The organism is Streptomyces sp. NPDC049970 (genome assembly GCF_040660235.1).
Lineage (GTDB): Bacteria > Actinomycetota > Actinomycetes > Streptomycetales > Streptomycetaceae > Streptomyces.
This window is the reverse complement of the sequence record NZ_JBFALP010000006.1, coordinates 213,638-237,789: the sequence shown is the minus strand read 5'-3', so window position 1 is coordinate 237,789 and position 24,152 is coordinate 213,638. Positions and strand designations below refer to the sequence as shown.

At 71.4% G+C, this 24,152-nt stretch carries 25 protein-coding genes; 15 read left to right on the top strand and 10 right to left on the bottom strand.

All coding sequences use genetic code 11. The features are described from left to right. Window positions 1-10 precede the first annotated feature (10 nt). Window positions 11-1,225, top strand: coding sequence for a D-mannonate dehydratase ManD (gene manD / locus AB0I83_RS14495; protein ID WP_356529785.1), 1,215 nt, complete (start codon window positions 11-13; stop codon window positions 1,223-1,225). 119 nt (window positions 1,226-1,344) lie between these two features. On the opposite strand, the gene AB0I83_RS14490 is transcribed toward manD, so the two are convergent. From AB0I83_RS14490 to AB0I83_RS14475, 4 genes are all read right to left on the bottom strand, one after another. Continuing rightward, complete coding sequence (locus tag AB0I83_RS14490; protein WP_356529787.1) at window positions 1,345-2,136, bottom strand: ABC transporter permease; 792 nt, start codon at window positions 2,134-2,136, stop codon at window positions 1,345-1,347. Beyond that, window positions 2,133-3,134, bottom strand: coding sequence for an ATP-binding cassette domain-containing protein (locus AB0I83_RS14485; RefSeq protein WP_356839335.1), 1,002 nt, complete (start codon window positions 3,132-3,134; stop codon window positions 2,133-2,135). Before AB0I83_RS14485 ends, AB0I83_RS14490 begins: the two co-directional genes overlap by 4 nt. Before the next feature lie 69 nt (window positions 3,135-3,203). Continuing rightward, window positions 3,204-4,055: a DUF4097 family beta strand repeat-containing protein gene (locus tag AB0I83_RS14480; protein WP_363304798.1), complete on the bottom strand. Its 852-nt coding sequence runs from the start codon at window positions 4,053-4,055 to the stop codon at window positions 3,204-3,206. 74 nt (window positions 4,056-4,129) lie between these two features. After that, complete coding sequence (locus AB0I83_RS14475; RefSeq protein ID WP_363304797.1) at window positions 4,130-4,654, bottom strand: hypothetical protein; 525 nt, start codon at window positions 4,652-4,654, stop codon at window positions 4,130-4,132. 457 nt (window positions 4,655-5,111) lie between these two features. Here AB0I83_RS14475 and AB0I83_RS14470 point away from each other — a divergent pair, with 457 nt between their 5' ends. From AB0I83_RS14470 to AB0I83_RS14460, 3 genes are all read left to right on the top strand, one after another. Further along, entirely contained in the window at window positions 5,112-6,488 is a 1,377-nt protein-coding gene (locus tag AB0I83_RS14470; RefSeq protein WP_363304796.1) for an alpha-amylase family protein, read from the top strand. 186 nt (window positions 6,489-6,674) lie between these two features. Then, window positions 6,675-7,565, top strand: coding sequence for an endo alpha-1,4 polygalactosaminidase (locus tag AB0I83_RS14465; protein ID WP_363304795.1), 891 nt, complete (start codon window positions 6,675-6,677; stop codon window positions 7,563-7,565). Between the two features lie 98 nt (window positions 7,566-7,663). Beyond that, window positions 7,664-8,716, top strand: coding sequence for an MsnO8 family LLM class oxidoreductase (locus tag AB0I83_RS14460; protein WP_363304794.1), 1,053 nt, complete (start codon window positions 7,664-7,666; stop codon window positions 8,714-8,716). A 213-nt stretch (window positions 8,717-8,929) separates the two neighbouring features. On the opposite strand, the gene AB0I83_RS14455 is transcribed toward AB0I83_RS14460, so the two are convergent. From AB0I83_RS14455 to AB0I83_RS14445, 3 genes are all read right to left on the bottom strand, one after another. Further along, window positions 8,930-9,121, bottom strand: a complete 192-nt coding sequence (locus tag AB0I83_RS14455; RefSeq protein ID WP_363304793.1) for a DUF6381 family protein — start codon at window positions 9,119-9,121, stop codon at window positions 8,930-8,932. Between the two features lie 113 nt (window positions 9,122-9,234). Then, the gene (locus tag AB0I83_RS14450) at window positions 9,235-9,855 is read right to left on the bottom strand and encodes an L-threonylcarbamoyladenylate synthase (RefSeq protein ID WP_363304792.1); all 621 of its coding nucleotides are present in this window, start codon (window positions 9,853-9,855) and stop codon (window positions 9,235-9,237) included. Window positions 9,856-10,094: 239 nt separating this feature from the next. After that, a complete protein-coding gene (locus tag AB0I83_RS14445) occupies window positions 10,095-11,456 on the bottom strand; it encodes an FAD-dependent oxidoreductase (protein ID WP_363304791.1) in 1,362 nt (453 codons plus the stop codon). A 323-nt stretch (window positions 11,457-11,779) separates the two neighbouring features. On the opposite strand from AB0I83_RS14445, the gene AB0I83_RS14440 reads away from it, so the two are divergent. Further along, the gene (locus AB0I83_RS14440; RefSeq protein WP_356529802.1) at window positions 11,780-12,223 is read left to right on the top strand and encodes a nitroreductase family deazaflavin-dependent oxidoreductase; all 444 of its coding nucleotides are present in this window, start codon (window positions 11,780-11,782) and stop codon (window positions 12,221-12,223) included. 224 nt (window positions 12,224-12,447) lie between these two features. On the opposite strand, the gene AB0I83_RS14435 is transcribed toward AB0I83_RS14440, so the two are convergent. Next, window positions 12,448-13,422: an acetylxylan esterase gene (locus tag AB0I83_RS14435; RefSeq protein WP_363304790.1), complete on the bottom strand. Its 975-nt coding sequence runs from the start codon at window positions 13,420-13,422 to the stop codon at window positions 12,448-12,450. A gap of 127 nt (window positions 13,423-13,549) precedes the next feature. Between AB0I83_RS14435 and AB0I83_RS14430 the strand changes: the two genes are divergently transcribed. Further along, window positions 13,550-13,825 carry a DUF2087 domain-containing protein gene (locus AB0I83_RS14430; protein WP_363304789.1) on the top strand — a complete coding sequence of 92 codons (276 nt, stop codon included), beginning with the start codon at window positions 13,550-13,552 and terminating at the stop codon, window positions 13,823-13,825. A gap of 28 nt (window positions 13,826-13,853) precedes the next feature. On the opposite strand, the gene AB0I83_RS14425 is transcribed toward AB0I83_RS14430, so the two are convergent. Then, the gene (locus tag AB0I83_RS14425; protein ID WP_363304788.1) at window positions 13,854-14,678 is read right to left on the bottom strand and encodes an aldo/keto reductase; all 825 of its coding nucleotides are present in this window, start codon (window positions 14,676-14,678) and stop codon (window positions 13,854-13,856) included. A 178-nt stretch (window positions 14,679-14,856) separates the two neighbouring features. Between AB0I83_RS14425 and AB0I83_RS14420 the strand changes: the two genes are divergently transcribed. Then, window positions 14,857-16,158, top strand: coding sequence for an alpha/beta fold hydrolase (locus AB0I83_RS14420; RefSeq protein WP_363304787.1), 1,302 nt, complete (start codon window positions 14,857-14,859; stop codon window positions 16,156-16,158). Between the two features lie 9 nt (window positions 16,159-16,167). Here the strand turns inward: AB0I83_RS14420 and AB0I83_RS14415 are convergent, their stop codons facing one another. Further along, complete coding sequence (locus tag AB0I83_RS14415) at window positions 16,168-16,740, bottom strand: rhodanese-like domain-containing protein (protein ID WP_356529811.1); 573 nt, start codon at window positions 16,738-16,740, stop codon at window positions 16,168-16,170. Between the two features lie 211 nt (window positions 16,741-16,951). On the opposite strand from AB0I83_RS14415, the gene AB0I83_RS14410 reads away from it, so the two are divergent. The 8 genes from AB0I83_RS14410 to AB0I83_RS14375 all read left to right on the top strand — a co-directional run bounded on the left by AB0I83_RS14410 (window position 16,952) and on the right by AB0I83_RS14375 (window position 24,125). Further along, the gene (locus tag AB0I83_RS14410) at window positions 16,952-17,683 is read left to right on the top strand and encodes a PIG-L deacetylase family protein (RefSeq protein WP_363304786.1); all 732 of its coding nucleotides are present in this window, start codon (window positions 16,952-16,954) and stop codon (window positions 17,681-17,683) included. Between the two features lie 99 nt (window positions 17,684-17,782). Continuing rightward, the gene (locus AB0I83_RS14405; protein ID WP_356529814.1) at window positions 17,783-18,382 is read left to right on the top strand and encodes an XRE family transcriptional regulator; all 600 of its coding nucleotides are present in this window, start codon (window positions 17,783-17,785) and stop codon (window positions 18,380-18,382) included. A 100-nt stretch (window positions 18,383-18,482) separates the two neighbouring features. Further along, window positions 18,483-19,451 carry an NADPH:quinone oxidoreductase family protein gene (locus AB0I83_RS14400; RefSeq protein WP_356529816.1) on the top strand — a complete coding sequence of 323 codons (969 nt, stop codon included), beginning with the start codon at window positions 18,483-18,485 and terminating at the stop codon, window positions 19,449-19,451. Beyond that, window positions 19,448-20,674 (top strand): acyl-CoA dehydrogenase family protein, encoded by a 1,227-nt coding sequence (locus tag AB0I83_RS14395; RefSeq protein WP_363304785.1) that lies wholly within the window; start codon window positions 19,448-19,450, stop codon window positions 20,672-20,674. Before AB0I83_RS14400 ends, AB0I83_RS14395 begins: the two co-directional genes overlap by 4 nt. After that, on the top strand, window positions 20,671-21,792 hold the full coding sequence (locus AB0I83_RS14390) for an acyl-CoA dehydrogenase family protein (protein ID WP_363304784.1): 1,122 nt from the start codon (window positions 20,671-20,673) through the stop codon (window positions 21,790-21,792). The genes AB0I83_RS14395 and AB0I83_RS14390 overlap by 4 nt, the downstream gene beginning before the upstream one ends. A 200-nt stretch (window positions 21,793-21,992) precedes the next feature. After that, window positions 21,993-22,883, top strand: a complete 891-nt coding sequence (locus AB0I83_RS14385) for a phosphatidylinositol-specific phospholipase C/glycerophosphodiester phosphodiesterase family protein (protein WP_363304783.1) — start codon at window positions 21,993-21,995, stop codon at window positions 22,881-22,883. A 136-nt stretch (window positions 22,884-23,019) separates the two neighbouring features. Next, window positions 23,020-23,214 (top strand): hypothetical protein, encoded by a 195-nt coding sequence (locus tag AB0I83_RS14380; protein WP_356529822.1) that lies wholly within the window; start codon window positions 23,020-23,022, stop codon window positions 23,212-23,214. Between the two features lie 161 nt (window positions 23,215-23,375). Beyond that, window positions 23,376-24,125: a hypothetical protein gene (locus AB0I83_RS14375; protein ID WP_356839318.1), complete on the top strand. Its 750-nt coding sequence runs from the start codon at window positions 23,376-23,378 to the stop codon at window positions 24,123-24,125. The last annotated feature ends 27 nt before the right edge of the window (window positions 24,126-24,152 follow it).

Genomic DNA, 24,152 nt, shown 5'->3' with positions numbered 1-24,152 from the left:
AAGTACCCCCATGAGAATTGTCGACGCGAAGGTCCTGGTCACCAGCCCCGGCCGCAACTTCGTCACCCTCGAGCTGACGACCGACGAGGGCCTCACCGGCCTCGGCGACGCCACGCTCAACGGCCGGGAACTCGCCGTGGTCAGCTACCTCCAGGACCACGTGACGCCCCTCCTCACAGGTCTCGACCCCCATCGGGTCGAGGACACCTGGCAGTCCCTGTACCGGGGTGCCTACTGGCGGCGCGGGCCGGTCACGATGGCGGCGATCGCCGCCGTGGACGTCGCGCTGTGGGACATCAAGGCCAAGGCCGCGGGCCTCCCGCTCTACCAGCTGCTCGGCGGGGCCAGTCGGGACCGCGTGGGCACCTACGGCCATGCCAACGGCCGCGACATCCCGGAACTGCTCGACTCCGTCCGCGCCCGACTGGCCGAGGGGTATCCGGCCGTCCGGGTGCAGTCCGGTATTCCCGGACTCAAGGCGGTCTACGGCGTCTCGACCACGGACGACAGCGGCTCGCCCGTCCTGCACCAGCAGGCCCGGCCGCTGGTGGAGGACTGGGACACCGAAGCCTATCTGCGCCACACACCTGCGGTGTTCGAGGCGGTCCGCGCCGAGTTCGGCCCCGAACTCCCCCTCCTCCACGACGCGCACCACCGCCTCACACCGCTCCAGGCGGCCCGCCTGGGCAAGGAGCTGGAGCCCTACCGCCTCTTCTGGCTCGAGGACTGCACGCCCGCGGAGAACCAGGAGGCGCTGCGCATCGTCCGCCGGCACACCACCACACCACTCGCCATCGGCGAGGTCTTCAACACCGTGTACGACTACCAGACACTGATCACCGAGCAGTTGATCGACTACGTCCGCTCGGCGGTCACGCACTTCGGCGGGGTCACCCCGCTGCGCAAGCTCTTCGACTTCGCCGCGCAGTACCAGATCAAGAGCGCCGTGCACGGCCCGGAGGACATCTCCCCGGTGGGCATGGCGGCGGCCGTCCACCTCGACCTGGCCGTGCACAACTTCGGTATCCAGGAGTACTCGGGTCACACCCGGCTCACCGACGAGGTGTTCCCGCACGCCTACACCTTCACGGACGGGTACCTGCATCCGGGCGAGGCGCCCGGTATCGGGGTGGAGCTGAACAGGGAACTGGCGGCCGCGCACCCCTACGAGCCCGCGTACCTCCCGGTCAACCGGTTGCAGGACGGCACGGTCCACGACTGGTGAGCCGTCCGGTCCGTGACGGCGGCCCGCGAGGGCAGGCGGACGGCACCGACAGGGGAGAGGCCCGGGGTGCGGTGGCCGTCACCGCCCACCGCACCCGGTCCGGCGACGGGTCCGCCGTCTCAGCGGGTCGCGTCGCGGTCGAAGAGCGAACGCGACCACAGGTAGCCGGCCAGCGCGATCCCCACGCACCAGGCGAGCGAGCTCCAGGCGTCGTTGCCGATCGGCGAGCCGGTGAGCAGCCCGCGCAGCGCTTCCGTGATCGGGGTGAACGGCTGGTTCTCCGCGAACCAGCGCAGTCCGGGGGACATGGACTCGGCCGGTACGAACGCCGAGCCGATGAACGGCAGGAACTGGATCAGCAGCGGCTTGTTGCTCGCCGCCTCCACCGTCCTGGAGATCAGGCCGAACGCCACCGACAGCCACGTGAGAGCGAACGCCGCGAGCATCAGCAGGCCGGTCGCGGCCAGCCACTCCACCGCACTCGCGTCGGGCCGGAACCCGACGGCCACGGCGACGGCGAGGACCACCGCCACGCTGAACATCGTCTGGACGACGCTGCCGAGTACGTGCCCCGTGACGAACGAGGAACGGGTGATGTCCATGGTGCGGAAGCGGTTGATGATTCCCTCGGTCATGTCGGAACAGACCGAGATGGACGTCGACATGGACCCCGAGGCCACCGCCATGACCACGATGCCGGGAGTCAGGTACTCCAAGTACAGGTCCCTGGTGGCTCCGGCCCCGCCGATGCCGGAGCCGATCGAGTCGCCGAACGCGTACACGAACAGCAGGAGCATCATCACCGGGATGAGCGGAGCGCCGAGCGACACCGAGGGGTAGCGGACCGCGTGCCGCAGATTGCGCCGCAGCATGGTCGCCGAGTCGTGTACCGCATAGGTGAGCGTGCTCATCGCAGGGTCTCCTTCAGGCGCAGCGGGCTGTCCGGGCCGCCGTCGCCGGTCAGCGCGAGGAACACGTCGTCGAGGTCGGGTGTGTGCACGGAGAGGCCCGCGGCGCTCACCCCGTTCGCGTCGAGCCGGTCGAGCAGCGTGCGCAACGCGTCGACTCCGCCGTCGCCCGCGACGCGGAGAGCGAGGGACTCGTCGTCGCGAGCTGCCCCGGGGAAGGCGACGGCCGCCCGCTCGAAGGTGTCCGTGTCCGCGAACCGCAGCTGGACATGACCGCCCGGGATGCGGGCCTTGAGTTCGTCCGAGGTGCCCTCGGCCACGATGCGGCCACCGTCGAGAACGGCGATACGGTCCGCCAGCTGGTCGGCCTCCTCCAGGTACTGCGTGGTCAGGAAGACGGTGACGCCGCCGGCGACGAGCGAGCGCACCGTCTCCCACATGGTGCGGCGACTGCGTGGATCGAGCCCGGTCGTCGGCTCGTCGAGGAAGATCACCCGCGGACGGCCGACGAGCGTCATGGCGAGGTCGAGCCGCCTGCGCATCCCGCCGGAGAACGTCGCGGCACGTCTGCCCGCGACGTCGGCGATACCGAAACGCTCAAGCAACTCCGCGGCGCGGGAACGGCCTTCGCGTCTGCCCAGCCTGAGCAGGTCTGCCATGAGGAGCAGGTTCTCCTCGGCGGTGAGCAGGTCGTCGAGTGCGGCGAACTGGCCGGTGACTCCGACTGCGGCGCGCACCCCGGCAGGTGATGTGGCGACGTCGTGGCCGGCGACCTGCGCCCGGCCGCCGTCGGCCGAGATCAGGGTGGACAGGATCTGCACGGTGGTGGTCTTGCCTGCGCCGTTCGGACCGAGCAGCGCGAAGACGGTGCCTGCCGCGATGCGCAGGTCGATGCCGTCGAGGACGGTCTTGTCGCCGTAGGCCTTGCGCAGGCCGATGGCGGAGACGGCCGGCGGCGACGGTGGGCCTTCGCTGGATGTGGGCATGACAAAAGAAGCCATGACGCCTCCTCTTCGACGGACAGGGCGGAGTCGGTGGACGGGGCGGGTGTGTCTCGGGTCCGGGGAGGCTCAGATCCGGGGTCCGGCGCGACGGACGTCGATGTTGCCGTAGCGGGTGCGGGCCCGGACCTCGACGGTCGACTTCGAGTCCTCGGGGCTGTCCGACGCGGTCAGCGAGTTGTGGACCCGGCCGTGCTTCGAACTGATGTCGAGCCAGGCCGCGGTGCCCGCTCGCACCCCCACGTCGATGGCCCCGTACGAGGTCTCCAACTGGACCGTCCCGCCGCTGACTTCGGCCACGCGCAAGGTGCCGTGGGCCGTGGTCGCCGACAGGGAGCCCTCGGCGCTCTCGACGATGATGTCGCCGTTGGCACCACTGATGCGAAGGTCGCCGAGAGCGTGGCCGACGGTCGTGGTGCCGTGGGAGTTCCTCAGCACCGCGGCGCCGTCGACGGTCCCGACGCGCATGCTCCCCGAGCTCGTGGTGATCTCGGCGGGGCCGTCGACGCTGTCCACGGAGATGCTTCCGTGCGACGCGGTCAGTTGGAGCGGCCCGGTCGCGGCGAGCCTGACGTCACCCGACGAGGTCTTCACGCGGACCTCGCCGAGGCGGCCCTCTCCGCGCACTTCGGCCCAGGTGCCGGTCACCTCCAGGGCCGAACCCGCGGGCAGGTGGACCGTGATGTCGACGATTCCCGAGCGTCCGAAGAGGCTGCGCTGCTTCGATGTCCTGATGTTCAGCCGGCCGCCGGAGTAGGTGACTTCGGTCTGCTCGGCCGCCTGCACGTCCTGGTCCCTCCCGGCGTCGCGAGGTTCCACTTCGACGACGGTGTCGCTCCGGTCGGCCGCCGCGAAGTGGATGGAGCCGGCGTCGACGCGTGCGGTGGCCGCGATGGGTCCGGGGGTGTCGAAAGAGGGCATGGCTGTCCCGTCTTCATGGGTCGTGTGCCGTTCCCGCTGGTGGGAGGGCGTGTGGATGGGAGGGTGTGGGGCGGTCAGCGCACCCAGCCGGTGAAGCTCTGGCCGCCTGCGCGGGGCTTGTCCGCCGAGCGGGGCGGCGTGCCGCCGGTCCCTACGGCGGCGGACACGGCGTGCACCAGCCACGCGTTGACCGACAGCCCCTCGCGGCCTGCCGCCTCCTCCGCGCGGGCCTTGAGGTGCGCGGGCAGGCGGAGATTGACGCGGGCGGTGCCGCCGTCGTCCGTCCCGGGGGAGGCCGGAGCGGACTGCTTCGCGGGATCGGGCTGCTCGGCCCGCTCCTCGTAGGTGTCACCGACCGGCGGCAGCGTCACGACGAAGTCCGGGTCGATCCCGCGCAGCCGCACGTCGACCGACCCCGGGGCGAGGTCGCGCGTGATCTCGTTCATCGCGGCCGACAGGACGTTGAGCATCGTCAGGCGGGCCGCCGACTCCAGGGGGGCCGTGAGCCGCTCGGCGAGCTCGCGGGCTTCGTCCCCTCCGGCCTCGGCGGCCACCGCGAGTTCGCAGCGGAGCGTATCGACGAAAGGCGTGAGATCCATGACGCCATAGTGGCACCATTCTGGCGCCATGCGCAAGAGGGGTTGTGCGGCGGTGTCGTACTCCGCGTCCGCGTGTACGCCCTGGCCAGTCAGAACGGTTGTGCTCCGAGGCGGCTGAACGAGCAGGAGGTCGACCTCCTGGGGTGGCGTGGAGCCGCGGAAACCCGCTGTTTTGCATGCGGTGGTGCCGCAGGTGTGCCACGCGGTGCCACGCGGTGCCGGCCCCGTCTCCGCGTGAGCGAGGGCTTCTCCCGGGTGCCGTCGCGGAGTGGCTGCCGGGGCGAATGGTGCGCGTGTTCACGCATGCCGATGTTGCGCAAGAAAATGAAAGGTCTTGCAGGAATCCTTGACGGGTACACGCAGGGAGCGGCAGGCTCCCACACGTTCCCCCCACGGCAGCCTGGCGCGTGGCTGTCTTCGAGGGCACGCCTGTGCCCTGATGTCGAAGGAGCCGCACATGAAGTACCGATTCCGTCTGATCGGCGGAACGCTGGCCGGAGTGGTGACCGTCGCCGGTCTCGCTGTCGCCGCCCCCTGGCAGTCCCAGGCGACACCGCCGGGCGAGAAGACCGTCACCGTCACCATGTTCGAGCGGCCGTTCGCGGATGTGGCCACCGCCTGCACCGACCAGCTGGGACCGGCCGGATACGGCTACGTACAGGTGTCACCGGCGTCGGAGCACATACAGGGCGACCAGTGGTGGACCTCCTACCAGCCGGTCGGCTACAGGATCGCGGGCCGCCTCGGTGACCGCGACGCGTTCGCCGGCATGGTGGAGTCCTGTCACGCCGCAGGCGTCAAGGTCATCGCCGACGCCGTCGTCAACCACATGGCCGCCGGCTCCGGGACGGGCACGGGCGGCACGGCCTACACGAAGTACGACTATCCCGGGTACTTCCAGGACGCCGACTTCCACACCTGCCGCACCGCCATCAAGGACTACACGAGCCGCGACGACGTGCAGAACTGCGAACTCGTGGGACTCTCCGACCTCGACACCGGCAGGGACGCGGTCCGCTCCACCATCGCCGCGTACCTCGGCGACCTGCGTTCGCTGGGGGTGGACGGCTTCCGGATCGACGCGGCCAAGCACATGGCGGCCGACGACATCGCCGCGATCAAGGGGAAGATGGGTGACCCGGGCTTCTGGGTCTCGGAGGTCATCCACGGCGGTGGCGAGGCCGTACAGCCCGAGGAGTACACCGGAATCGGCGACGTGGACGAGTTCCGGTACGGGGGCCACCTGAAGAGCGCCTTCCAGGGAGGCGGCATCGCCCAGCTCAAGTCCGTCGCCGACGGCAAACTGGGCAGCGCTTCCGCCCGTACGTTCGTCGACAACTGGGACACCGAGCGCAACGGGTCGACGCTGACCTACAAGGACGGCGCGGCCTACACCCTCGCCAATGTCTTCATGCTCGCCTCGCCCTACGGATCGCCCAACGTCTACTCGGGCTACGAGTGGTCGGACAAGGACGCCGGTCCCCCCAGCGGCGGCGGCTGGACCGACATCCACGCCCAGCAGGCCGTGACCGGCCTGGTCGGCTTCCGCAACGAGGTGGGATCGGCCGAGCTGACCGACTGGTGGGACAACGGAAGCAGCGCGATCGCCTTCGGCCGCGGCGACAGCGGATTCGTCGCGATCAACAACGGTGACGGCGCCCTGACCGAGACCCTCACGACCTCCCTGCCCGGCGGGACCTACTGCAACGTCGCGGTGGCCTCACCTGACAACTGTGCCGACCACACCGTCACGGTCGGCGAGGACGGCAAGGTGCAGGCGGCGGTGCCCGCCCGTGGAGCGCTGGCGCTGCACACCGGAGCGCGGGTGGGCTGACCACGCGGACGGTGCCGGCGGCGCGCGGGGCGATCACGGTCCCCCGCGCGCCGTCGGGCGTCCGGCCGGACGCAACCCACAGGCGCACCCTGGCCGGTGGGGCCGGGTGACGGTCGTGAAAGGCTCGGGGACGGTACCGGAGGACAGGCAGACCCTCTTCCGGATTCCCGACACCTGGAGTCATGAGTGACCGGCCGTGCCCTCTTCCCGTTTCCTCGTCGCAGCCAGGCCCTCGCCCGGACGGCCGCAGGCCTCGCCTGCGTCCTCGGCGCCGGGGTGCTGGCGGGCTGCACCCCGACGGACCAGCGGCCGGCAGGCGCCACGTCCGAGCGGGGCGCGGAGACCGCCCGGCCCGTCGAGCCGACGGCAGGTATGGCGTTCGACTACCAGATCGGCGGCGGCTACCGGCCGTCGTCAGAGGTGGAGGCCGTGTCCCGCGACCGCGAGGACGAGCCCGCCGATGGCCTGTACAACGTCTGCTACGTCAACGCCTTCCAGACCCAGCCCGGCGAGCTGAAGTGGTGGGAGGACAACCACCCCGGTCTGCTCCTGCGCGATCGAGACGGAGAGCCGGTGATCGACGAGGGCTGGGACGAGGTGCTCCTGGACACCTCCACGGCCGACCGGCGCACCCGGCTCGCGGAGATCGTCGGGGGCTGGATCGACGGCTGTGCCGACAGCGGATTCCAGGCCGTGGAGCCGGACAACCTCGACTCCTTCGAACGCTCCCACGGAGAACTGACGAAGGCTCACAACGCGGCCTTCGCCGAGATGCTGGCCCGGCGTGCCCACGACGCCGGTCTCGCCATCGGGCAGAAGAACACCACCGACCTGCTCCCGGAGCACGAGAAGATCGGCTTCGACTTCGCGGTGACGGAGGAGTGCGCCCAGTTCGACGAGTGCGGCGCCTACGCGGACGCGTACGACGACCGTGTCTTCGCGATCGAGTACGAGGGTGAGGGGGACGTCGGCTTCGACGAGAGCTGTTCCACCTGGGGAAACCGGATCTCCCTCGTGCTCCGCGACCTCGGCGTGCTCCCCGCGGAGGAGAAGGGGCACGTCTTCCGCTCCTGCTGAGCGGCGGCCACGGATCCGCACAGCCGAATTCGCGCCTGCCCGGGGGCGGAGTGGAGGCGGACCGGGAATCCCGGCCCGGTCGCGGTGTTGAACCCTGTGTGAGCTCTCTCCTCGGATCGACCCGGTTCTCCTTCCTCGACCGTTCCCGCACCCGTGACGGGTACGACGGGCCGCAGGCGCTGCGCGACACCGTCGCTCTGGCCAGGACGGCCGAGACGCTCGGCTATCACCGGTTCTGGGTGTCGGAGCACCACAGCGTGCCGGGAGTGGCCGGCTCCGCACCGACCGTGCTCGCCGCCGCTGCCGCCGCGGCGACCGCCACCATCAGGATCGGCACCGGCGGCGTGATGCTCCCCAACCACCAGCCCCTGGTCGTGGCGGAGCAGTTCGGGGTCCTCGCCTCACTCTTCCCCGGCCGGATCGACATGGGCCTCGGGCGTTCCGTCGGCTTCACCGACGGGATCCGCCGCGCCCTCGGCCGGGACAAGGGGGACGCCCAGGGCTTCGCCGCGCAACTCGCCGAACTCCTCGGGTGGATGGACGGCAGCCAGCGGGTCCATCCTCAGGTCCACGCACACCCCGCCGAGGGGCTGCGCGTCCCGCCCTACGTCCTCGCGACCGGCGAGGGCGCCGCCGTCGCCGCGGCGGCGGGCCTGCCGCTCGTCGTGGGCGACCTCAGGGGCCGGGGGAAGCTCGTACGCGCGGTCGAGGAGTACCGCGGCGGCTTCCGCCCCTCCGCGTGGTCCAAGCGGCCCTACGTGATCGTGGCCGGCACCGTGGCTGTCGCCGGGACGGCGCAGGAGGCCCGGCGGCTGCTGATCCCCGAGGCCTGGTCCATGGCGCAGGCGCGTACCCGGGGCTCGTTCCCCCCACTGATGCCGGCCGAGAGGATCGAAGCCCTGACCATGACGGAGAAGGAGCGCGGTCTGTTCGAGGACGGGCTCAGCGGCCACCTGGCCGGTACGCGGGAGACGGTGACAGCCGAGCTCGAGCGGGCCGTAGAGGAGACCGGCGCCGACGAGGTGCTGGTCACCACGAGCACGTACGACCGTGACGCCCTGGTGGACTCGATGGCCCGGCTGGCGGGGATCGCGGGCCTGCGCCGCCAGTCGCCGGGCTTCCGGCGGGGACGGCCGGACAAGGGGCCGTGACCCGGGGACGCGCCCGCCGTCACTTTTGCCGTCACCGTTTCCTTCTCGGAGCGCGGGCGGAGAGCGGGGTGGGGGAGGGGAAGCCCGTGCCCCGCCCTCCGCGTATTCGGCGGACGCCCCCGCAATTCGGTACTGACACGCAGTCCGGACGCCGGCAAGCGCGCACGATGTCACGCTCGGTTCGGAACGCTTCGCGGAACGGGCGGGGACGGCCTACTCGATGGGGTAGATGTCCCCACTCGCCATGTCCCTGATCTGCTCGCTCCGGGATTCGAGACGGCGCGCCTCGTCCTGGAGCCGTTGGCGCTCCCCGGCGTCCGTGGCCTGCTCGGCGGCGTTCTCGAGCTCCTTCGCCTTGTCGTGCATCTCGTAGGCACGGCCCCGAAGGTCGTCCGACTCGCTCATGATCACTCCCTGGCGGTGTGCGGGGCGTACCCCTCCACCGAACCAGGCACCCGGGGGTGCGCGCATCTCGGCGGAGATGCCGGAAGCGCGGAGTGACCGTGTCGCCGGGCGCGCTACTCGAAGCGGTCCGGGTCGCCGGCCCCCCGGCGTACGATCTCCAGCTCGCCGGAGGAGAAGTCGATCACGGTGGTGGGCTCGGTGCCGCAGTCACCGGAGTCCACTACGACGTCCACGACGTGGTCGAGGCGCTCCTTGATCTCCCAGCCCTGCGTCAGCGGCTCCTCCTCGTCGGGCAGGAGCAGCGTGCTGGACAGCAGCGGCTCGCCGAGTTCGGCCAGGAGCGCCTGGGTCACGGTGTGGTCGGGGATCCGGACCCCGACGGTCTTCTTCTTCGGGTGCAGCAACTGCCGCGGGACCTCTTTGGTCGCGGGGAGGATGAAGGTGTAACTGCCGGGTGTCGCCGCCTTGATGGAGCGGAAGACGTCGTTGTCGACCTGCACGAACCGACCCAGCTGTGCGAAGTTCTGGCACACCAGGGTGAAGTGGTGCCGGTCGTCGAGGTTCCGGATCGACCGGATGCGGCTGATACCGTCCCGGCTGCCCAGTTGGCAGCCCAGGGCGTAACAGGAGTCGGTCGGATACGCGACCAGGGCGCCTGAGCGGATGCTGTCGGCCACATTGCTGATGGTCCGGCGCTGGGGATTCTCGGGGTGCACATCGAAGTACTTCGCCATCCGGCGAGTCTACGGCCGCCGTGTGAGGTGCTGCGCCTCCGGCCCGTGAAGGGCGCCAGGTGCGCCAGGTGCTTCAGGCGCGCCAGGCGCGTCAGGCGCGGATGAAGGAGTGGCCGCCGGTGGCCGGACGCCGTCGCCCGGACGTCCGTGGCCGACGCCGTGACCGGTCGTGGATGAGTGGATGACCGCCCCCGGAACTCCCACCGGGAGCCTCCGGGGGCGGATCGACCCGGGGTCCGTCAGGCTCCCGAAGCGTCCAGCATGGCCTCGCGCTCGACGACCTTGATGCGCTCACGGCCCTGCTCGGCGCCGAGAGCCTGCTCGTGGGCGTCCAGGCGGTGCCAGCCCTCCTTGGTGGTGTACCGGATGCCGCGCTGCTCCAGGAAGTCGACGACCGCGTCCGTGCCGGGCTGCGCGGGTGTGGGCAGCCGACCGGCGGCGTGGTCCTCCAGGAGGCAGGCCACGGTCTCGTTGGCGTCGCCCTTGGTGTGTCCGATCAGGCCGATCGGACCGCGCTTGATCCACCCGGTGACGTACACCGAGGGCATCGGCTCCCCGCCGGTCAGCACCCGCCCGGCCGCGTGCGGGACGGTGCCGGAGACCACGTCGAAGGGCAGCTTCGGGAGCTCGTCCGAGTAGTAGCCGACCGCGCGGTAGACGCTCTGCACGTCCCAGTCGGTGAAGCGGCCCGTGCCCTTGACGTTGCCCGTGCCGTCCAGCTCGGTCCGCTCGGTACGCAGGCCGACGACGCTGCCGTCCTCGCCGAGAACCTCGACGGGGGACTCGAAGAAGTGCAGGAACAGCTTGTGGCGGCGGTCGCCGACGTCACGGATCGCCCAGTTCTCCAGGGTGGAGGCGACCATGTTGGCCTGCTTGTTCTCGCGACGGGTGGCGATCGAGCCGTCGTCGTAGTCGATGTCCTCGGGGTTGACGATGACCTCGATGTTCGGCGAGTGGTCCAGCTCGCGCAGTTCCATCGGGCTGAACTTCGCCTGGGCGGGTCCGCGCCGTCCGAAGACGTGCACCTCGAGAGCCTTGTTCGCCTTGAGGCCGTCGTACACGTTGGCGGGGATCTCGGTCGGGAGCAGCTCGTCCGCCGTCTTGGCGAGGATGCGCGCGACGTCCAGGGCGACGTTGCCCACACCGAGCACCGCGACCTTCTCGGCCTCCAGGGGCCAGGTGCGGGGGACCTCGGGGTGCCCGTCGTACCAGGCGACGAAGTCGGCGGCGCCGTAGGAGCCACCGAGCTCGATGCCCGGTATGTCGAGCGCACGGTCGGCGTCCGCGCCCGTGGAGAAGATCACGGCGTCGTAGAAGGACCGGAGGTCGTCCAGGCCGATGTCGTTCGGGTAGTCGATGTTGCCGAACAGTCGCAGCTGCGGCTTGTCCAGGACCTGGTGCAGCGCCTTGACGATGCCCTTGATCCTCGGGTGGTCCGGGGCCACTCCGTAACGGATCAGGCCGAAGGGGGCGGGCATGCGTTCGAAAAGGTCGATGGATACGCCCGGCTCCCGGGCGGCGTCGGACTTGAGCAGCGCGTCCGCTGCGTAGATTCCGGCAGGACCGGCTCCGACGATGGCGACGCGGACGGGGCGTGTCATAGGAGTGTTGTTCCTTCGGGCGGACGGGTGGGGGCAGAGTGCAGCGGGGTAAGGCTTGACTTACTCCGCTGCCCCCACGGTATGCCCTGTTCCCGAGCCTCCCTGGAGTGGGGCATGAGCATATTCCGGAAATAACAGGACGTAGTCGCCTGAAGGGGGCCGGATTCTGTAGGTGGATTCCGCTTCAGCCGTCTCACCGGCTTCCAGGGAATGAGACGGCTGAAGCGGGTGGGGACTTCGTGCCGGTGTCCCTGAGTGCTTCCGGTCCCGGGCGGAGACATGATGGTGTGACGACGCGGAACTCCGACGAAAGGACATGCGCCATGCCGATCGAGGGTGAGTACGAGCCCAGCCCGACCACGTGGGTCCGTGAGCAGGTCGAGCTCATCGAGAGTTCCGGCGGGACGGAGGGGACCACGCTGCGTGGCATGCCCGTCATCCTCCTCACGACGCGCGGAGCCAAGAGCGGCAAGCTCCGCAAGACGCCGTTGATGCGCGTCGAGCACGCGGGTGAGTACGCCGTGGTGGCCTCCCTCGGCGGCGCCCCCAAGCACCCTGTCTGGTACTACAACGTGCGCGCCGATCCCCAGGTGGAGCTGCGGGACGGCACCGTCCGGCACGACATGGTGGCCCGCGAGGTGACCGGGGACGAGAAGGCGCTGTGGTGGGAGCGCGCCGTCGAGGCGTTCCCCGACTACGCCGACTACCAGACCAAGACCGACCGGGAGATCCCGGTCTTCGTCCTCGCCCGGACCGGGGACAGCTGAGGCGAACCCGGCGACAGCCGTGAGCGGATCCGGCCCCGCGGGCGAGAGGGGTCGGCGGATCCGCTCACGGCGGGTCCTGTCACGAGCGGTGCCCCTGCCCCGAATGTTCCCGGCCTGCTCCGGCGTCGGCCGAGCGGGCCGGGAGGCCGTTCGAGGCGTACCCGATCCGGCGACCGGGGGACGCGCCCCGCGTCCTCCACGCCGGGAGCCGGCCCGCGCTCCGGTCAGGCCTTGAGCAGACGCGGCAGCCGGGCGAGCTGTACCGCCTGCTGGAACGGACCGCCGCCCTCGTGGTCGTTGAAGTCGTACACCTCTATCTCCTTGTCGGCGTGCGCGTAGGCGTTGAACGCGGCGAAGACGCTGGAAGGCGGGCAGGTCGCGTCCTCCAGGGCCACGGAGAACAGGGCGGGCGCCCGCCCCCGCGCGGCGAAGTGCACACCGTCGAAGTAGGCCAGTGTCCGGTAGGCCTGCTCGGTCCGGCCCCGGTGTGTCTTGAGGTAGTCCCCGATCTCGCGGTAGGGCTTCCGGTCCGTCACCCGGGTCGCCCGGGGGAAGTCGCAGAGGAACGGCACGTCCGGGGCGAGGGCCGCCAGGCCGGGCACCAGTCCGGCGACAGCGAGGGCGAGGCCGCCGCCCTGGCTCGCCCCGACGACCGCCGTGCGGGAGGCGTCCACCAGGGGGTGCGAGCGGGCCGCCTCCACCGCGCGTACGGCGTCCGTGATCACCCGGCGGTAGTAGTACGTCTCGGGATCCTCGATCCCCCGGGTCATGAATCCGGACAGCGAGGGCGCCGAGCCCACGGGATCCGCCGTGTCGCCCGGCGCCCAGCCGCTGCCCTGGCCCCGGGTGTCCATCACGAAGTGGGCCATGCCGGCCGAGGCCCAGAGCAGATGCGTGTGGGGAAGGCTCCGCCCGCCGCCGTACCCGATGAACTCCACGACCACCGGGAGAGGGCTCGTGGTTCCCGCGGGTACGACGAACCAGCCCTTCACGGGGTGGCCGCCGAACCCCGCGAACGTCACGTCATGGACGTCCACCGTTGCCAGGCCGGTGTCGGCACGGAGCTCGAAACGGGCGTCCAAGGCGAGCGCCGCGGCCTCGTCGAGCGTCGCCGACCAGAACGCGTCGAAGTCCTCGGGCTCGACCGACCGGCTCCGGTATGTGCGCAGTTCGTCGATGGGCAGATCGAACAGGGCCATGCGGGACCGCCTTCGTCGCAAGGTGAGTGAATGGTCACACCGTACGACGGTCGGCCCGAGGGTCGACAAGCGCTTTCCACGGTGAAATCACGTTGCCGCGTGCTCCTGTACCTGCGACGCTCCCCGGATGTCCGATACGCGATCCCGCAGTACGCATCAGGTGTCCGCGCTCTTCTCGGGTGGCCGCCTGACGGCGATCCCCCGAAAGCACGCACGGCGGGAGCAGCTGTTGGCCCACCTCGCCGAGACGCTGTTCGAGCGCGACCGGGTCTACACCGAGAGCGAGGTCAACGACGCGCTGCTGAGCGTGCACGAGGACTGCTCGGCCCTGCGCCGGTACCTCGTCGTCGCAGGGTTGCTGGAGCGGCCCGCGGACGGCAGCAGCTATCGGCGGGGGCGCTGACCCGCCGGAGGGCCGGGTCCTCCCGGCCTCAGTCGAGGGTGTCGGGGTCCGGGCCGGTGCGCATGCCGCGGTCCAGGCCGGCGATCGCTTCCATGTCCGCCGCGGAGAGCTCGAAGCCGAAGACGTCGATGTTCTGACGGACGCGGGCGGGTGTGACGGACTTGGGGATCACGACGTTGCCGAGCTGGAGGTGCCAGCGAAGGACGACCTGCGCCGGCGTCTTCCCATGGCGTTCCGCGAGCAGGGTGAGTGCCTCCTCGTTCAGCAGCGCACCCTGGGCGAGCGGGCTCCACGCCTCGGTGACGATGCCGTGTCCGGCGTTGGCGGCTCGCACATCGACCTGCTGGAGGCCGGGGTGCAGTTCGACCTGGTTGACGGCCGGGACGAGCGAGCTCTCCCCCAGCAGGCGCCGCAGGTGGGAGGGCTGGAAGTTGGAGACGCCCGCCGCACGGATCCGGCCGTCGGCCAGGAGTTTCTCCAGCGCCCGCCAGGTGTCGACGTAGAGGTCCCGGGCGGGGGCGGGCCAGTGGACGAGGTAGAGGTCCAGGTAGTCGAGACCCAGCTCGGCCAGGGAGGCTTCGAACGCGGCGAGTGTGGAGTCGTACCCCTGGTCCGCGTTCCAGAGCTTCGTCGTGATGAACAGGTCCTCGCGGGGGAGCCCGGACTCGGCGAGTGCGCGGCCGACGCCCGATTCGTTGCCGTAGACGGCGGCGGTGTCGATGGAGCGGTAGCCGGCCTCCAGTGCGCCGGAGACCGCTGCGGTGGTCTCGTCGTCGGGGATCTGGAAGACGCCGAAGCCGAGCTGCGGGATCGTGACGCCGTTGTTGAGGGTGACGGTGGGGACCGTGGGCATGGTGGAACCTCTCGTGGTGCGGGGCCGAACCCTTCGGCGGGCGACGGTTACTGGCGTAGACAATAATTGCACGCGCGGGTTAATGGCAAACGCCGATAATGTGGCATCGGGATCGCCCGTCGGTCCGTGGTCCCCGATGTGCTGAACTGTCCGCGAAGCAACCGATACAGGAGTTCCCTTGAGCAGCTACCGCCAGCCCGGGCTCGTCCTCACGGACCGCCGGTTCACGGTTCCCCTCGACCACGACGACCCGGGCGGCGAGACGATCGAGCTCTTCGCCCGCGAAGCCGTGGCAGCCGGGAAGGCGGCCGAGGAGCTGCCCTGGTTGGTCTACCTGGAGGGCGGCCCCGGCTTCGGCGCACGCCGTTTCGTCGGTGCGGAGGCCTGGTTGGGCCGGGCGGTACGGGAGTTCCGCGTACTGCTCCTGGACCAGCGCGGGACGGGGCTCTCCGCCCCGGCCACCCGGCAGACCCTGCCGCTGCGCGGCGGCCCGCGCGAGCAGGCCGACCACCTCGCGCACTTCCGCTCCGACAGCATCGTCCGCGACTGCGAACTGATCCGTCCGCAGCTCACGGGAGGGGCGCCCTGGACGGTCCTCGGTCAGTCCTTCGGCGGATTCTGTGCCGTCCGCTATCTGTCGGCGGCCCCCGAAGGGCTCGAAGCCGTCCTGATCACCGGCGGGCTCCCCGCCCTGGACGCGTCCGCCGAGGACGTCTACCGGGCCGCGTACCCGCGCATCGAGCGCAAGGTAGCCGCGCACTACGCCCGCTACCCGCAGGACGTCGCCCGCGCCCGCGCGATCGCCGCGCACCTTGCCGAGCACCGCCCGGACGGCGCGGGCCACCGGCTGACGGTCGAGGGGTTCCAGTCGCTCGGCATCATGCTCGGCGGCGGCAGCGGCAGTCATCAGCTGCACTACCTCCTGGAGAACGCCTTCGTCGGCGGCCCGCGGGGGACCGAGCTCTCCGACGCGTTCCAGGAGGCCATGCGCACCGCCACCTCGTTCGCCGGGCATCCGCTGTACGCCCTGCTGCACGAGTCGATCTACGCGCAGGGCGCACGGCCGACCGGCTGGGCCGCCGAACGCGTCCGCGCCGAGTTCCCGCAGTTCGACGCCCGCACCGCACTGGCCGGCGACGGCCCCGTGCTCTTCACCGGCGAGAGCATCCACCCCTGGCACTTCGACGTGGACCCCGCGCTGCGTCCGCTGCGCGAGACGGCCGAGCTGATGGCGGACCGCACCGACTGGCCGGCCCTGTACGACGCCGAGCGGCTCGCGGCGAACGAGGTGCCCGTGGCCGCCGCCGTCTACCAGGACGACATGTACGTGGACACCGCCCACTCGCTGCGCACGGCGTCCTCGATCCGCGGCCTGCGCACCTGGGTGACCAGCGAGTTCGAGCACGACGGGGTGCGGGCGGGCGGCCCCCGGGTGCTGGACCGGCTGCTCGCGCTCGTGAGGGGCGAGAGCGACCGGTAGGCCCCCGGGTCAGCCCTGGAGCGCGTCCAGCGTGGCGTCCAGGCCGGCCTCGGACTGCGGCGCCCGGTTGTACGGCAGCTTCGCGAGGACGGCGGCCATTCCGCAGGTGTTGCTCACCGCTGAGTAGACGAGGCCGGTGCCGATACCGGCCGAAAGCCAGCGTGCCGCCGGGAAGCGTCGGCCGGCCAGCAGGCCGGCCACCACCAGCGAACCGGCGGCGAGCCGTACCTGGCGTTCCATCGGCCAGGTCGTCCGGGCGTCCGGACGACGGTCGAGGCCGTGCCCGTCGCCCTCCCATGCGGAGGTCCCGCCGCTCAGGGTGGCCGCGTCGATGTCGGCGTCGGCGAGGATCTCGCACGCCCGGACGGAACGGACCCCGGAGGCGCACACCACGAGCAGGGAGCCCCGGGCGGAGGCGGACTTCAGGGCCGGTACCGCCTCGGTGAGCCGGTCGAGCGGAATGTTCACGGCGCCGGGCACGTGCCCCGAGGCGTACTCGCCGGGGGCCCGCACGTCGATGACGGTGAACTCCTCCAGGCGTGCTGCGGCCTGGGCGGGGGAGAGGGAGGCGGGGCTGATCACTGGCTGGTTTCCTTTCGGTCGCCTGACGGGGCCGTCCGGGGTCCTGCTCACCCCGGCACCCCGGTCGATAATACCCTGAGGGGTATCGGACCCGGCGGGTCCGGCCCGTTCGGCCCACGGCACGTCCAACGGGGGCGTTTCCTCCGCCCCTGCCCCGGACCGCTGTCTGAATGCGCGTGTCCGTCACCCTTCTCCGGATAGCCTGCCGCGCATGACAGAGCAGCTGGAACCCATGCCCACGGACTGGCAGCGGGCGCTGGCGGTGGTCGCCCACCCCGACGACCTGGAGTACGGCTGTGCGGCCGCCGTGGCGGGCTGGACGGACGCGGGACGGGAAGTCACCTATCTCCTGGCGAGCCGTGGCGAGGCCGGGATCGACACGATCGCCCCGCAGGAGTGCGCGCCACTGCGCGAACGGGAACAGCGGGCGAGCGCCGCGGCCGTGGGCGTCACCGGCGTCGAGTTCCTCGACCACCGTGACGGCGTCATCGAGTACGGCACGGCGCTGCGCCGCGACATCGCCGCCGCCGTCCGCCGTCACCGGCCCGAGCTGCTCATCACGCTCAACCATCGCGACACCTGGGGCGGCGTGGCGTGGAACACCCCCGACCACCTGGCCGTCGGCCGGGCCACCCTGGACGCCGCCGGCGACGCGGGCAACCGCTGGATCTTCCCCGAACTGAGCGAACAGGGGCTGGAGCCGTGGGACGGCGTGCGCTGGGTGGCCGTGGCCGGCACCGACCGGCCCACGCACGCGGTCGACGCGACACCTGGCTTCGAGCGGGCGGTCCGGTCACTGCTGGCCCACCGCACCTACATCGAGGTGCTGACGGACGAGGACCCGGAGGCGTACTGCCGTACGTTCCTCGCCGGTGCCACCGGGGCGTCCGCCGAGCGTTTCGGCGGGCGCCCGGCCGTCGCGTTCGAGGTCTTCGGCCGCTGAGCCGTGCGGGCGCCCTGCGCCCGTGGCGCCGATGTGCTCGGACCGCGCGGCACGAGCATCTGATTGACAAATGCGTTTGCCGATTCTGCAATGGGCGGCATGAAGGAACAGAACCAGGAAGACCCTGAGCTGGAAGCCGTGCTCACCGGGGTCGGCCCCCGGCTCCGGCGGCTCCGCAAGGACCGGGGCGTGACGCTCGCGGCGCTCTCCGAGGCGACCGGGATCTCCGTCTCCACCCTGTCCCGCCTCGAATCCGGCGGACGGCGACCCAGCCTCGAACTGCTGCTCCCCATCGCCCGGGCCCACGAGGTGCCGCTCGACGACCTCGTCGGGGCCCCGCCCGTCGGCGATCCGAGGGTGCGGGCCAAGCCGATCGTGCACGGGTCGAAGACCTCCCTGCCGCTCACCGGCCGTCCGGGCGGCCTGCAGGCGTACAAGGTGATCCAGGAGGCCCCCTGCACCGAGACGCCCGAGCTGCGCACCCACGAGGGCTACGAGTGGCTGTACGTGCTCAACGGACGGCTGCGGCTCAGGCTCGCCGAGCACGACCTCGTGCTGGTGCCCGGTGAGGCCGCCGAGTTCGACACCAGGCTGCCGCACTCGTTCGGTCCCGCGGGCGACGAGCCGGTCGAATTCCTCAGCCTGTTCGGGCCGCAGGGGGAGCGGATGCACGTGAGGGCCAAGCCGAAACGGCCGTGAAGGGCCGGGCCGCTGCGCACGAGGTGTTCCCAGACGGGCAAGCGACCGCTTAGTATGCGCCGGAGCAGTGGTAATGCCGACAGTGTTGTGGAGGCCCCTCATGCAGGCATGGCGAGTGCACCGGAACGGCGAGCCGAGCGAGGTGATGGAGCTCGGGGAGACGGAACGGCCCGTCCCCGGCGACGGGCAGGTGCTGCTCAAGGTGCGTGCGGCGAACATCAACTTCCCCGACGCGCTGCTCTGCCGGGGCCAGTACCAGGTACGGCCCCCGCTGCCCTTCACCCCGGGCGTGGAGGTCTGCGGTGAGACCGAGGACGGGCGCCGGGTGCTCGCCACCCCCGCCCTTCCGCAGGGAGGCTTCGCCGAGTACGTCGTCGCGGACGAGGCGGCCCTGCTGCCGGCCCCCGACGCCCTCGACGACGCCGAAGCCGCCGCACTGCACATCGGCTACCAGACCGGCTGGTTCGGCCTTCACCGGCGCGCACACCTGCGAGCCGGTGAGACGCTCCTCGTGCACGCGGCGGCAGGCGGTGTCGGCAGCGCGGCCGTCCAGTTGGGCAAGGCCGCCGGAGCCACCGTCATCGGCGTGGCCGGCGGACCCGAGAAGGCCGCGATCGCCCGCGAACTGGGCTGCGACCTGGTCATCGACCGTCGGAGCGAGGACATCGTCGCGGTGGTGAAGGAGGCCACCGGCGGACGCGGAGCGGATGTCGTCTACGACCCGGTCGGCGGAGATGCGTACGCCAAGTCGGTCAAGTGCATCGCCTTCGAGGGCCGCGTCGTCGTCGTCGGCTTCGCGAGCGGTGACATCCCCGCGCCCGGTCTCAACCACGCCCTGGTGAAGAACTACTCGATCGTCGGACTCCACTGGGGTCTGTACAACACCAAGGACCCCGCCGCCGTCCGCGCCTGCCACGACGAACTCACCAAGCTCGCCGAACAGGGCGCCGTCAAGCCCCTGATCAGCGAGCGCGTCCCCATGGCCGACGCGGCGCGCGCCGTCCAGCGCGTCGCCGACGGCACCAGCACAGGCCGCATCGTCGTCCTGCCGGCGGGAGGAAGCCGATGAGCGGCACCATCGACGCGCCGGGCATCCGCCGGCTCACCCAGGAGCTGCTCACCGCCCACCCGCCGGCCACCACCGGCCGCACCGAGTTCCTGGAAGCGCGCTTCGACGCGGGCCTGGCCTGGGTGCACTACCCGGTCGGGCTCGGCGGCCTCGACGCGCCGCGCTCCCTGCAGCCCGTCGTCGACGCCGAACTCACCGCCGCCGGCGCCCCCGACAACGATCCGCGCCGCATCGGCATCGGACTCGGCATGGCGGCCCCGACGATCCTCGGCTACGGCACCGACGAGCAGAAGAAGCGCTTCCTGCGCCCGCTGTGGGTCGGCCACGAGGTGTGGTGCCAGCTCTTCAGTGAGCCCGGAGCGGGCTCCGACCTCGCCGCGCTCGGCACGCGCGCTGTCAGGGACGAGGGTGGGACGTCCCGCTCCGGGGAAGCCGGGAGCGGCGGTGACTGGGTCGTCGACGGCCAGAAGGTCTGGACGTCCAGCGCCCATGTGGCCCGCTGGGCGATCCTGATCGCCCGCACCGATCCGGACGTACCCAAGCACCGCGGCATCAGCTACTTCATCTGCGACATGACCGACCCCGGTGTCGAGGTCCGCCCGCTGCGCCAGATCACCGGCGAGGCCGAGTTCAACGAGGTCTTCCTCACCGGAGTCCGCATCCCGGACAGCAGGCGGCTCGGTGCGGTCGGCGACGGCTGGAAGGTCGCCCAGACCACCCTGATGAACGAGCGCGTCTCGATCGGCGGAGCCCGTATCCCCCGCGAGGGAGGGATGATCGGCACCGTCGCCAAGACCTGGCGTGAGCAGCCGGGACTGCGCACCCACGACCTCCACCAGCGGTTGCTCACCCTCTGGGTCGAGGCCGAGGTTGCCAGGCTCACCGGCGAGCGGCTGCGCCAGCAGCTCGTCGCGGGACAGCCCGGCCCCGAGGGCTCCGGGATGAAGCTCGCGTTCGCCCGTCTCAACCAGGAGATCAGCGGCCTGGAGGTCGAACTCCTCGGTGACGAAGGCCTGCTGTACAGCGACTGGACCATGCGCCGACCCGAGCTCGTCGACTTCACCGGACGCGACGCCGGGTACCGCTATCTGCGGTCCAAGGGCAATTCCATCGAGGGCGGGACGAGCGAGGTCCTGCTCAACATCGTCGCCGAGCGTGTGCTCGGCCTGCCCAGCGAGCCGCGCAACGACAAGGACGTCGCCTGGAAGGATCTTGCCCGATGACCGCACAGACCGAAGGCGTCCATGCGCCCGACCTGCTCTACTCCGAGGCCGAGGACGACCTGCGGTCGGCCGTGCGCTCGCTGCTCGCGGACCGGGCCGCCGCGTCGGCGGTGATCGCGGGAATCGAGTCCGACACGCCGTACGACCAGCGGTTGTGGGAATCGCTCGCGTCCGGGATCGGGGCAGCGGGGCTGCTGGTACCCGAGAAGCTCGGCGGACAGGGCGCCGGTCATCGCGAGACCGCGGTGGTCCTGGAGGAGCTCGGCCGCAGTGTCGCGCCGGCCCCGTACCTCACCAGCTCCGTCGTCGCCACCGAAGTCCTTCTGGCGCTGGTCGCCGAGGGCGGGCCCGCAGCCGAACTCCTGGAGGGGCTGGCTGCCGGCCGCAGGGTCGCCGTGCTCGCCCTGCCGTTCGCCACGGCCCCCGCCGACGGGGCGGGGGCGATGACGGGCACACTCGACCGGACGGTGACCGGCGTGGCCGACGCGGCCGCGGCCGACGTACTGCTGGTGCCCACCGCCGAGGGCCTGTACGCGCTGGAGACCGGCGGTGACGGCGTTGCCGTCCGGCCGCTGGTCCCGCTCGACCTGACCCGTCCGCTCGCCACGGTGACCCTGCACGGGGCCACCGGCGCACTCCTCGCCGAAGCCGGCCCCTCGGCCGCGGCCGTGACGCGGGGGCTGCTGGCGGGCGCCGGCCTGCTCGCGTCCGAGCAGTTGGGTCTGGCCGAGTGGTGTCTGACGGAGACGGTCCGGCACACGCGCGAACGCCACCAGTTCAACAGGCCGGTCGGTTCGTTCCAGTCGCTCAAGCACCGGATGGCCCAGCTCTGGCTCGAGGTCGTCTCCGCGCGCGCCGCCGCCCGCAACGCCGCGGACGCGCTGGCGGCCGGCAGCCCCGACGCCCCGCTCGCGGTGGCCGTTGCGCAGGCGTACTGCTCCGAGGTCGCCGTGCACGCGGCGGAGGAATGCGTGCAGCTGCACGGAGGCATCGGGATGACGTGGGAGCACCCCGCGCACCTCTACCTGAAGCGGGCCAAGGCGGACTCGATCGCGTACGGCAGTGCGGGACGCCACCGCGACTCCGTCGCCGAGCTGATGGAACTCCCCGCTCCATGAGGGCTGTTCCGTAGGCGGACCCGGGGCGGGGGCGCGTGACCGCACGCGCTCCCGCCCCGGCACGTCCGGGCGCACGGGAACAGCGGGCGACGTGCGGGCGACGGCATTCTCAACTCTTGGCAGGTACCTGCCTTTTGATGGGTCGGTGCGTCCATACTCGTCGCGTCCCCACGCCCGCCCGACCGCTTCAGGGAGACCCCATGGCACACCTGACCCGTCGCAGCGTCGTCACCACCGCACTCGCCACCGCGGCCGCCGGGGCGTTCGTCCCCGCCCAGGCAGCCGCCGCGGCACCCGCAGCTCCGCCCCGGCCGCCGGGCCCCCGCCCGCTCGAACAGGCCCACGCGCACAACGACTACCTGCACCCCCGGCCCCTCCACGACGCGCTCGCGCACGGATTCACCAGTGTCGAGGCGGACATCTTCCTGGTGGACGGTGAACTGCTCGTCGCGCACGAGGCCGGGAGCCTCGACCCCACACGCACCCTGGTCTCGCTCTACCTCGACCCCCTGCTCGCCCGGGTCCGCGCCAACCACGGGTCCGTTCACGCGGGCCACCGTCACCCGCTGCAACTCCTGATCGACATCAAGACCGACGGCGCCGCCACCTACCTCGCGCTCGACCGGGTGCTCCGGCACCACCGGCACATCCTCAGCCACTTCGCCCACGGACGGGTCCGCGACGGCGCGGTCACCCCCGTCGTCTCGGGCGACCGGGCGGCCCGCGCCCCGATGGAGGCGCAGACCACCCGGTACGCCTTCTACGACGGCAGGCCCGAGGATCTCGGCACAGCGGCACCCGCCTCCTTCATCCCGCTCATCAGCGGGAACTGGACGCAGAACTTCGACTGGCTGGGTGCCGGGCCCTTCCCCGCCGCCGAACGCGACAGGCTGCGCACGTTCGTGAAGGCGGCACACGGCAGCGGCCGGCGAGTCCGCTTCTGGGGCACCCCCGACACCCCCGGTCCGGAGCGCGACGCGGTGTGGACGGAACTCGTCGCCGCCGGCGTGGACCACCTCAACACCGACGATCTCGCGGGTCTCGAAGCCTTCCTGCGGCGGCGCGGAGGCACCGGCCGACAGCACGGCTGACCGATCCCGGCCCGCTCGTCTGGTCACCCTGCGTCAACACCCGTTCGGCGGACACGCCGATGCGCCGAACGGCCCCTCCGCTGCGCCACACTGGCCGCCGAATGCCGCAATTCAGGCGCGGCGGAGGAGGTTGGCCATGGCCATTTCGATCTCACTGGTACTGCTCATGCTGATCCTCGCGGTGATCTTCCTGCGCAACGGAGGTCTCAAGGTCTCGCACGCGATCGTCTGCGCCCTGCTCGGGTTCTTCCTCGCCGGCACGAGCATGGCTCCCACCATCCACGAAGGCGTCAGCGCCACCGCGGACGTCGTCAGCGGTCTGAGCCCCTGACCCCGTCCACCCTCCAGGTGCGGGACAATGGCGTTCCGATCATGGCGGAGCGCCGCGCCGGAACCGGACGGGCGATACCGTCGTCCCAGGGCCCCTGCGCGCACTCCGTCGAGATGGCTTGGACCTGACCGCTCCACGCCACGCACCTGGAGAACGCCGCAATGTCATTCCCGCCCACCGGACGTCAGTCGGGCGCCGCACACCACGAGTACTGCAACAACGCCCTGTGCTGCCGCTGCCAGCAGCGGCAGTGGTCGACGAAGCTCGGCGACGAGCGGCTCTGCGGCCCCTGCGCCGCCTGCTGCCGTGACTGCGGGCGGGCGCCCGCGCCCCACCTGGACGGGCTCGACGACGGACTCTGCGCCGAATGCCGGGGCCGATGCGGCCGCTGCCAGCGGGTACTGCCCACCGAAGGTCCCTGCGCCTGCCGCAAATGGCGCGAACGGGCCGGCGGCGACCCGGTCGCGTACATCCTCCAGGCGCTTCCGCAACCCCTGGTCCAGGCGCTCGGCCACCGCCACCCCCGCACCGTCCACGACCTGATCCACCAGGAGCTCGCCCGGCGCACGCCCGACCAGCTCCTGGAACGGCTCGAGCGCCGGTGGAACGTCCGCTGGTCGCACGCCCTGCACGAGAAGGACGAGGACGGCCGTCGGCGCTGGGCGCCGCAGGAGATCGCCGAGGCGCTCGTATGCCCCGGCCCCTGCACGAACCCGCAGTGCGAGGACGGCTACCTGATCACCACCGATACCCCGTGCGACCGGTGCCTGCGTCCCACCCACCGCTTCGTCACGTCGGTGGCCGACCGCACCGCGACCTCGGACCACGCCCGTGCCACCGCCGCGCAGATCCGGCGCGCGCTCGTCGAGGGCCGCTCCACGAAGCCGGGGAAGCGGCGCCCGGCGAACTGAGCCCGGCCGGCGTTCGTGCCTCCCCGC

What these genes read in the sequence shown, in the direction of transcription:
- manD (WP_356529785.1), top strand. Translation starts at nt 11, where the DNA reads ATGAGAATTGTCGACGCGAAGGTCCTGGTCACCAGCCCCGGCCGCAAC.
- AB0I83_RS14490 (WP_356529787.1), bottom strand. Translation starts at nt 2,136, where the DNA reads ATGAGCACGCTCACCTATGCGGTACACGACTCGGCGACCATGCTGCGG.
- AB0I83_RS14485 (WP_356839335.1), bottom strand. Translation starts at nt 3,134, where the DNA reads ATGGCTTCTTTTGTCATGCCCACATCCAGCGAAGGCCCACCGTCGCCG.
- AB0I83_RS14480 (WP_363304798.1), bottom strand. Translation starts at nt 4,055, where the DNA reads ATGCCCTCTTTCGACACCCCCGGACCCATCGCGGCCACCGCACGCGTC.
- AB0I83_RS14475 (WP_363304797.1), bottom strand. Translation starts at nt 4,654, where the DNA reads ATGGATCTCACGCCTTTCGTCGATACGCTCCGCTGCGAACTCGCGGTG.
- AB0I83_RS14470 (WP_363304796.1), top strand. Translation starts at nt 5,112, where the DNA reads ATGAAGTACCGATTCCGTCTGATCGGCGGAACGCTGGCCGGAGTGGTG.
- AB0I83_RS14455 (WP_363304793.1), bottom strand. Translation starts at nt 9,121, where the DNA reads ATGAGCGAGTCGGACGACCTTCGGGGCCGTGCCTACGAGATGCACGAC.
- AB0I83_RS14450 (WP_363304792.1), bottom strand. Translation starts at nt 9,855, where the DNA reads ATGGCGAAGTACTTCGATGTGCACCCCGAGAATCCCCAGCGCCGGACC.
- AB0I83_RS14445 (WP_363304791.1), bottom strand. Translation starts at nt 11,456, where the DNA reads ATGACACGCCCCGTCCGCGTCGCCATCGTCGGAGCCGGTCCTGCCGGA.
- AB0I83_RS14440 (WP_356529802.1), top strand. Translation starts at nt 11,780, where the DNA reads ATGCCGATCGAGGGTGAGTACGAGCCCAGCCCGACCACGTGGGTCCGT.
- AB0I83_RS14435 (WP_363304790.1), bottom strand. Translation starts at nt 13,422, where the DNA reads ATGGCCCTGTTCGATCTGCCCATCGACGAACTGCGCACATACCGGAGC.
- AB0I83_RS14430 (WP_363304789.1), top strand. Translation starts at nt 13,550, where the DNA reads ATGTCCGATACGCGATCCCGCAGTACGCATCAGGTGTCCGCGCTCTTC.
- AB0I83_RS14425 (WP_363304788.1), bottom strand. Translation starts at nt 14,678, where the DNA reads ATGCCCACGGTCCCCACCGTCACCCTCAACAACGGCGTCACGATCCCG.
- AB0I83_RS14410 (WP_363304786.1), top strand. Translation starts at nt 16,952, where the DNA reads ATGACAGAGCAGCTGGAACCCATGCCCACGGACTGGCAGCGGGCGCTG.
- AB0I83_RS14405 (WP_356529814.1), top strand. Translation starts at nt 17,783, where the DNA reads ATGAAGGAACAGAACCAGGAAGACCCTGAGCTGGAAGCCGTGCTCACC.
- AB0I83_RS14400 (WP_356529816.1), top strand. Translation starts at nt 18,483, where the DNA reads ATGCAGGCATGGCGAGTGCACCGGAACGGCGAGCCGAGCGAGGTGATG.
- AB0I83_RS14395 (WP_363304785.1), top strand. Translation starts at nt 19,448, where the DNA reads ATGAGCGGCACCATCGACGCGCCGGGCATCCGCCGGCTCACCCAGGAG.
- AB0I83_RS14390 (WP_363304784.1), top strand. Translation starts at nt 20,671, where the DNA reads ATGACCGCACAGACCGAAGGCGTCCATGCGCCCGACCTGCTCTACTCC.
- AB0I83_RS14385 (WP_363304783.1), top strand. Translation starts at nt 21,993, where the DNA reads ATGGCACACCTGACCCGTCGCAGCGTCGTCACCACCGCACTCGCCACC.
- AB0I83_RS14380 (WP_356529822.1), top strand. Translation starts at nt 23,020, where the DNA reads ATGGCCATTTCGATCTCACTGGTACTGCTCATGCTGATCCTCGCGGTG.
- AB0I83_RS14375 (WP_356839318.1), top strand. Translation starts at nt 23,376, where the DNA reads ATGTCATTCCCGCCCACCGGACGTCAGTCGGGCGCCGCACACCACGAG.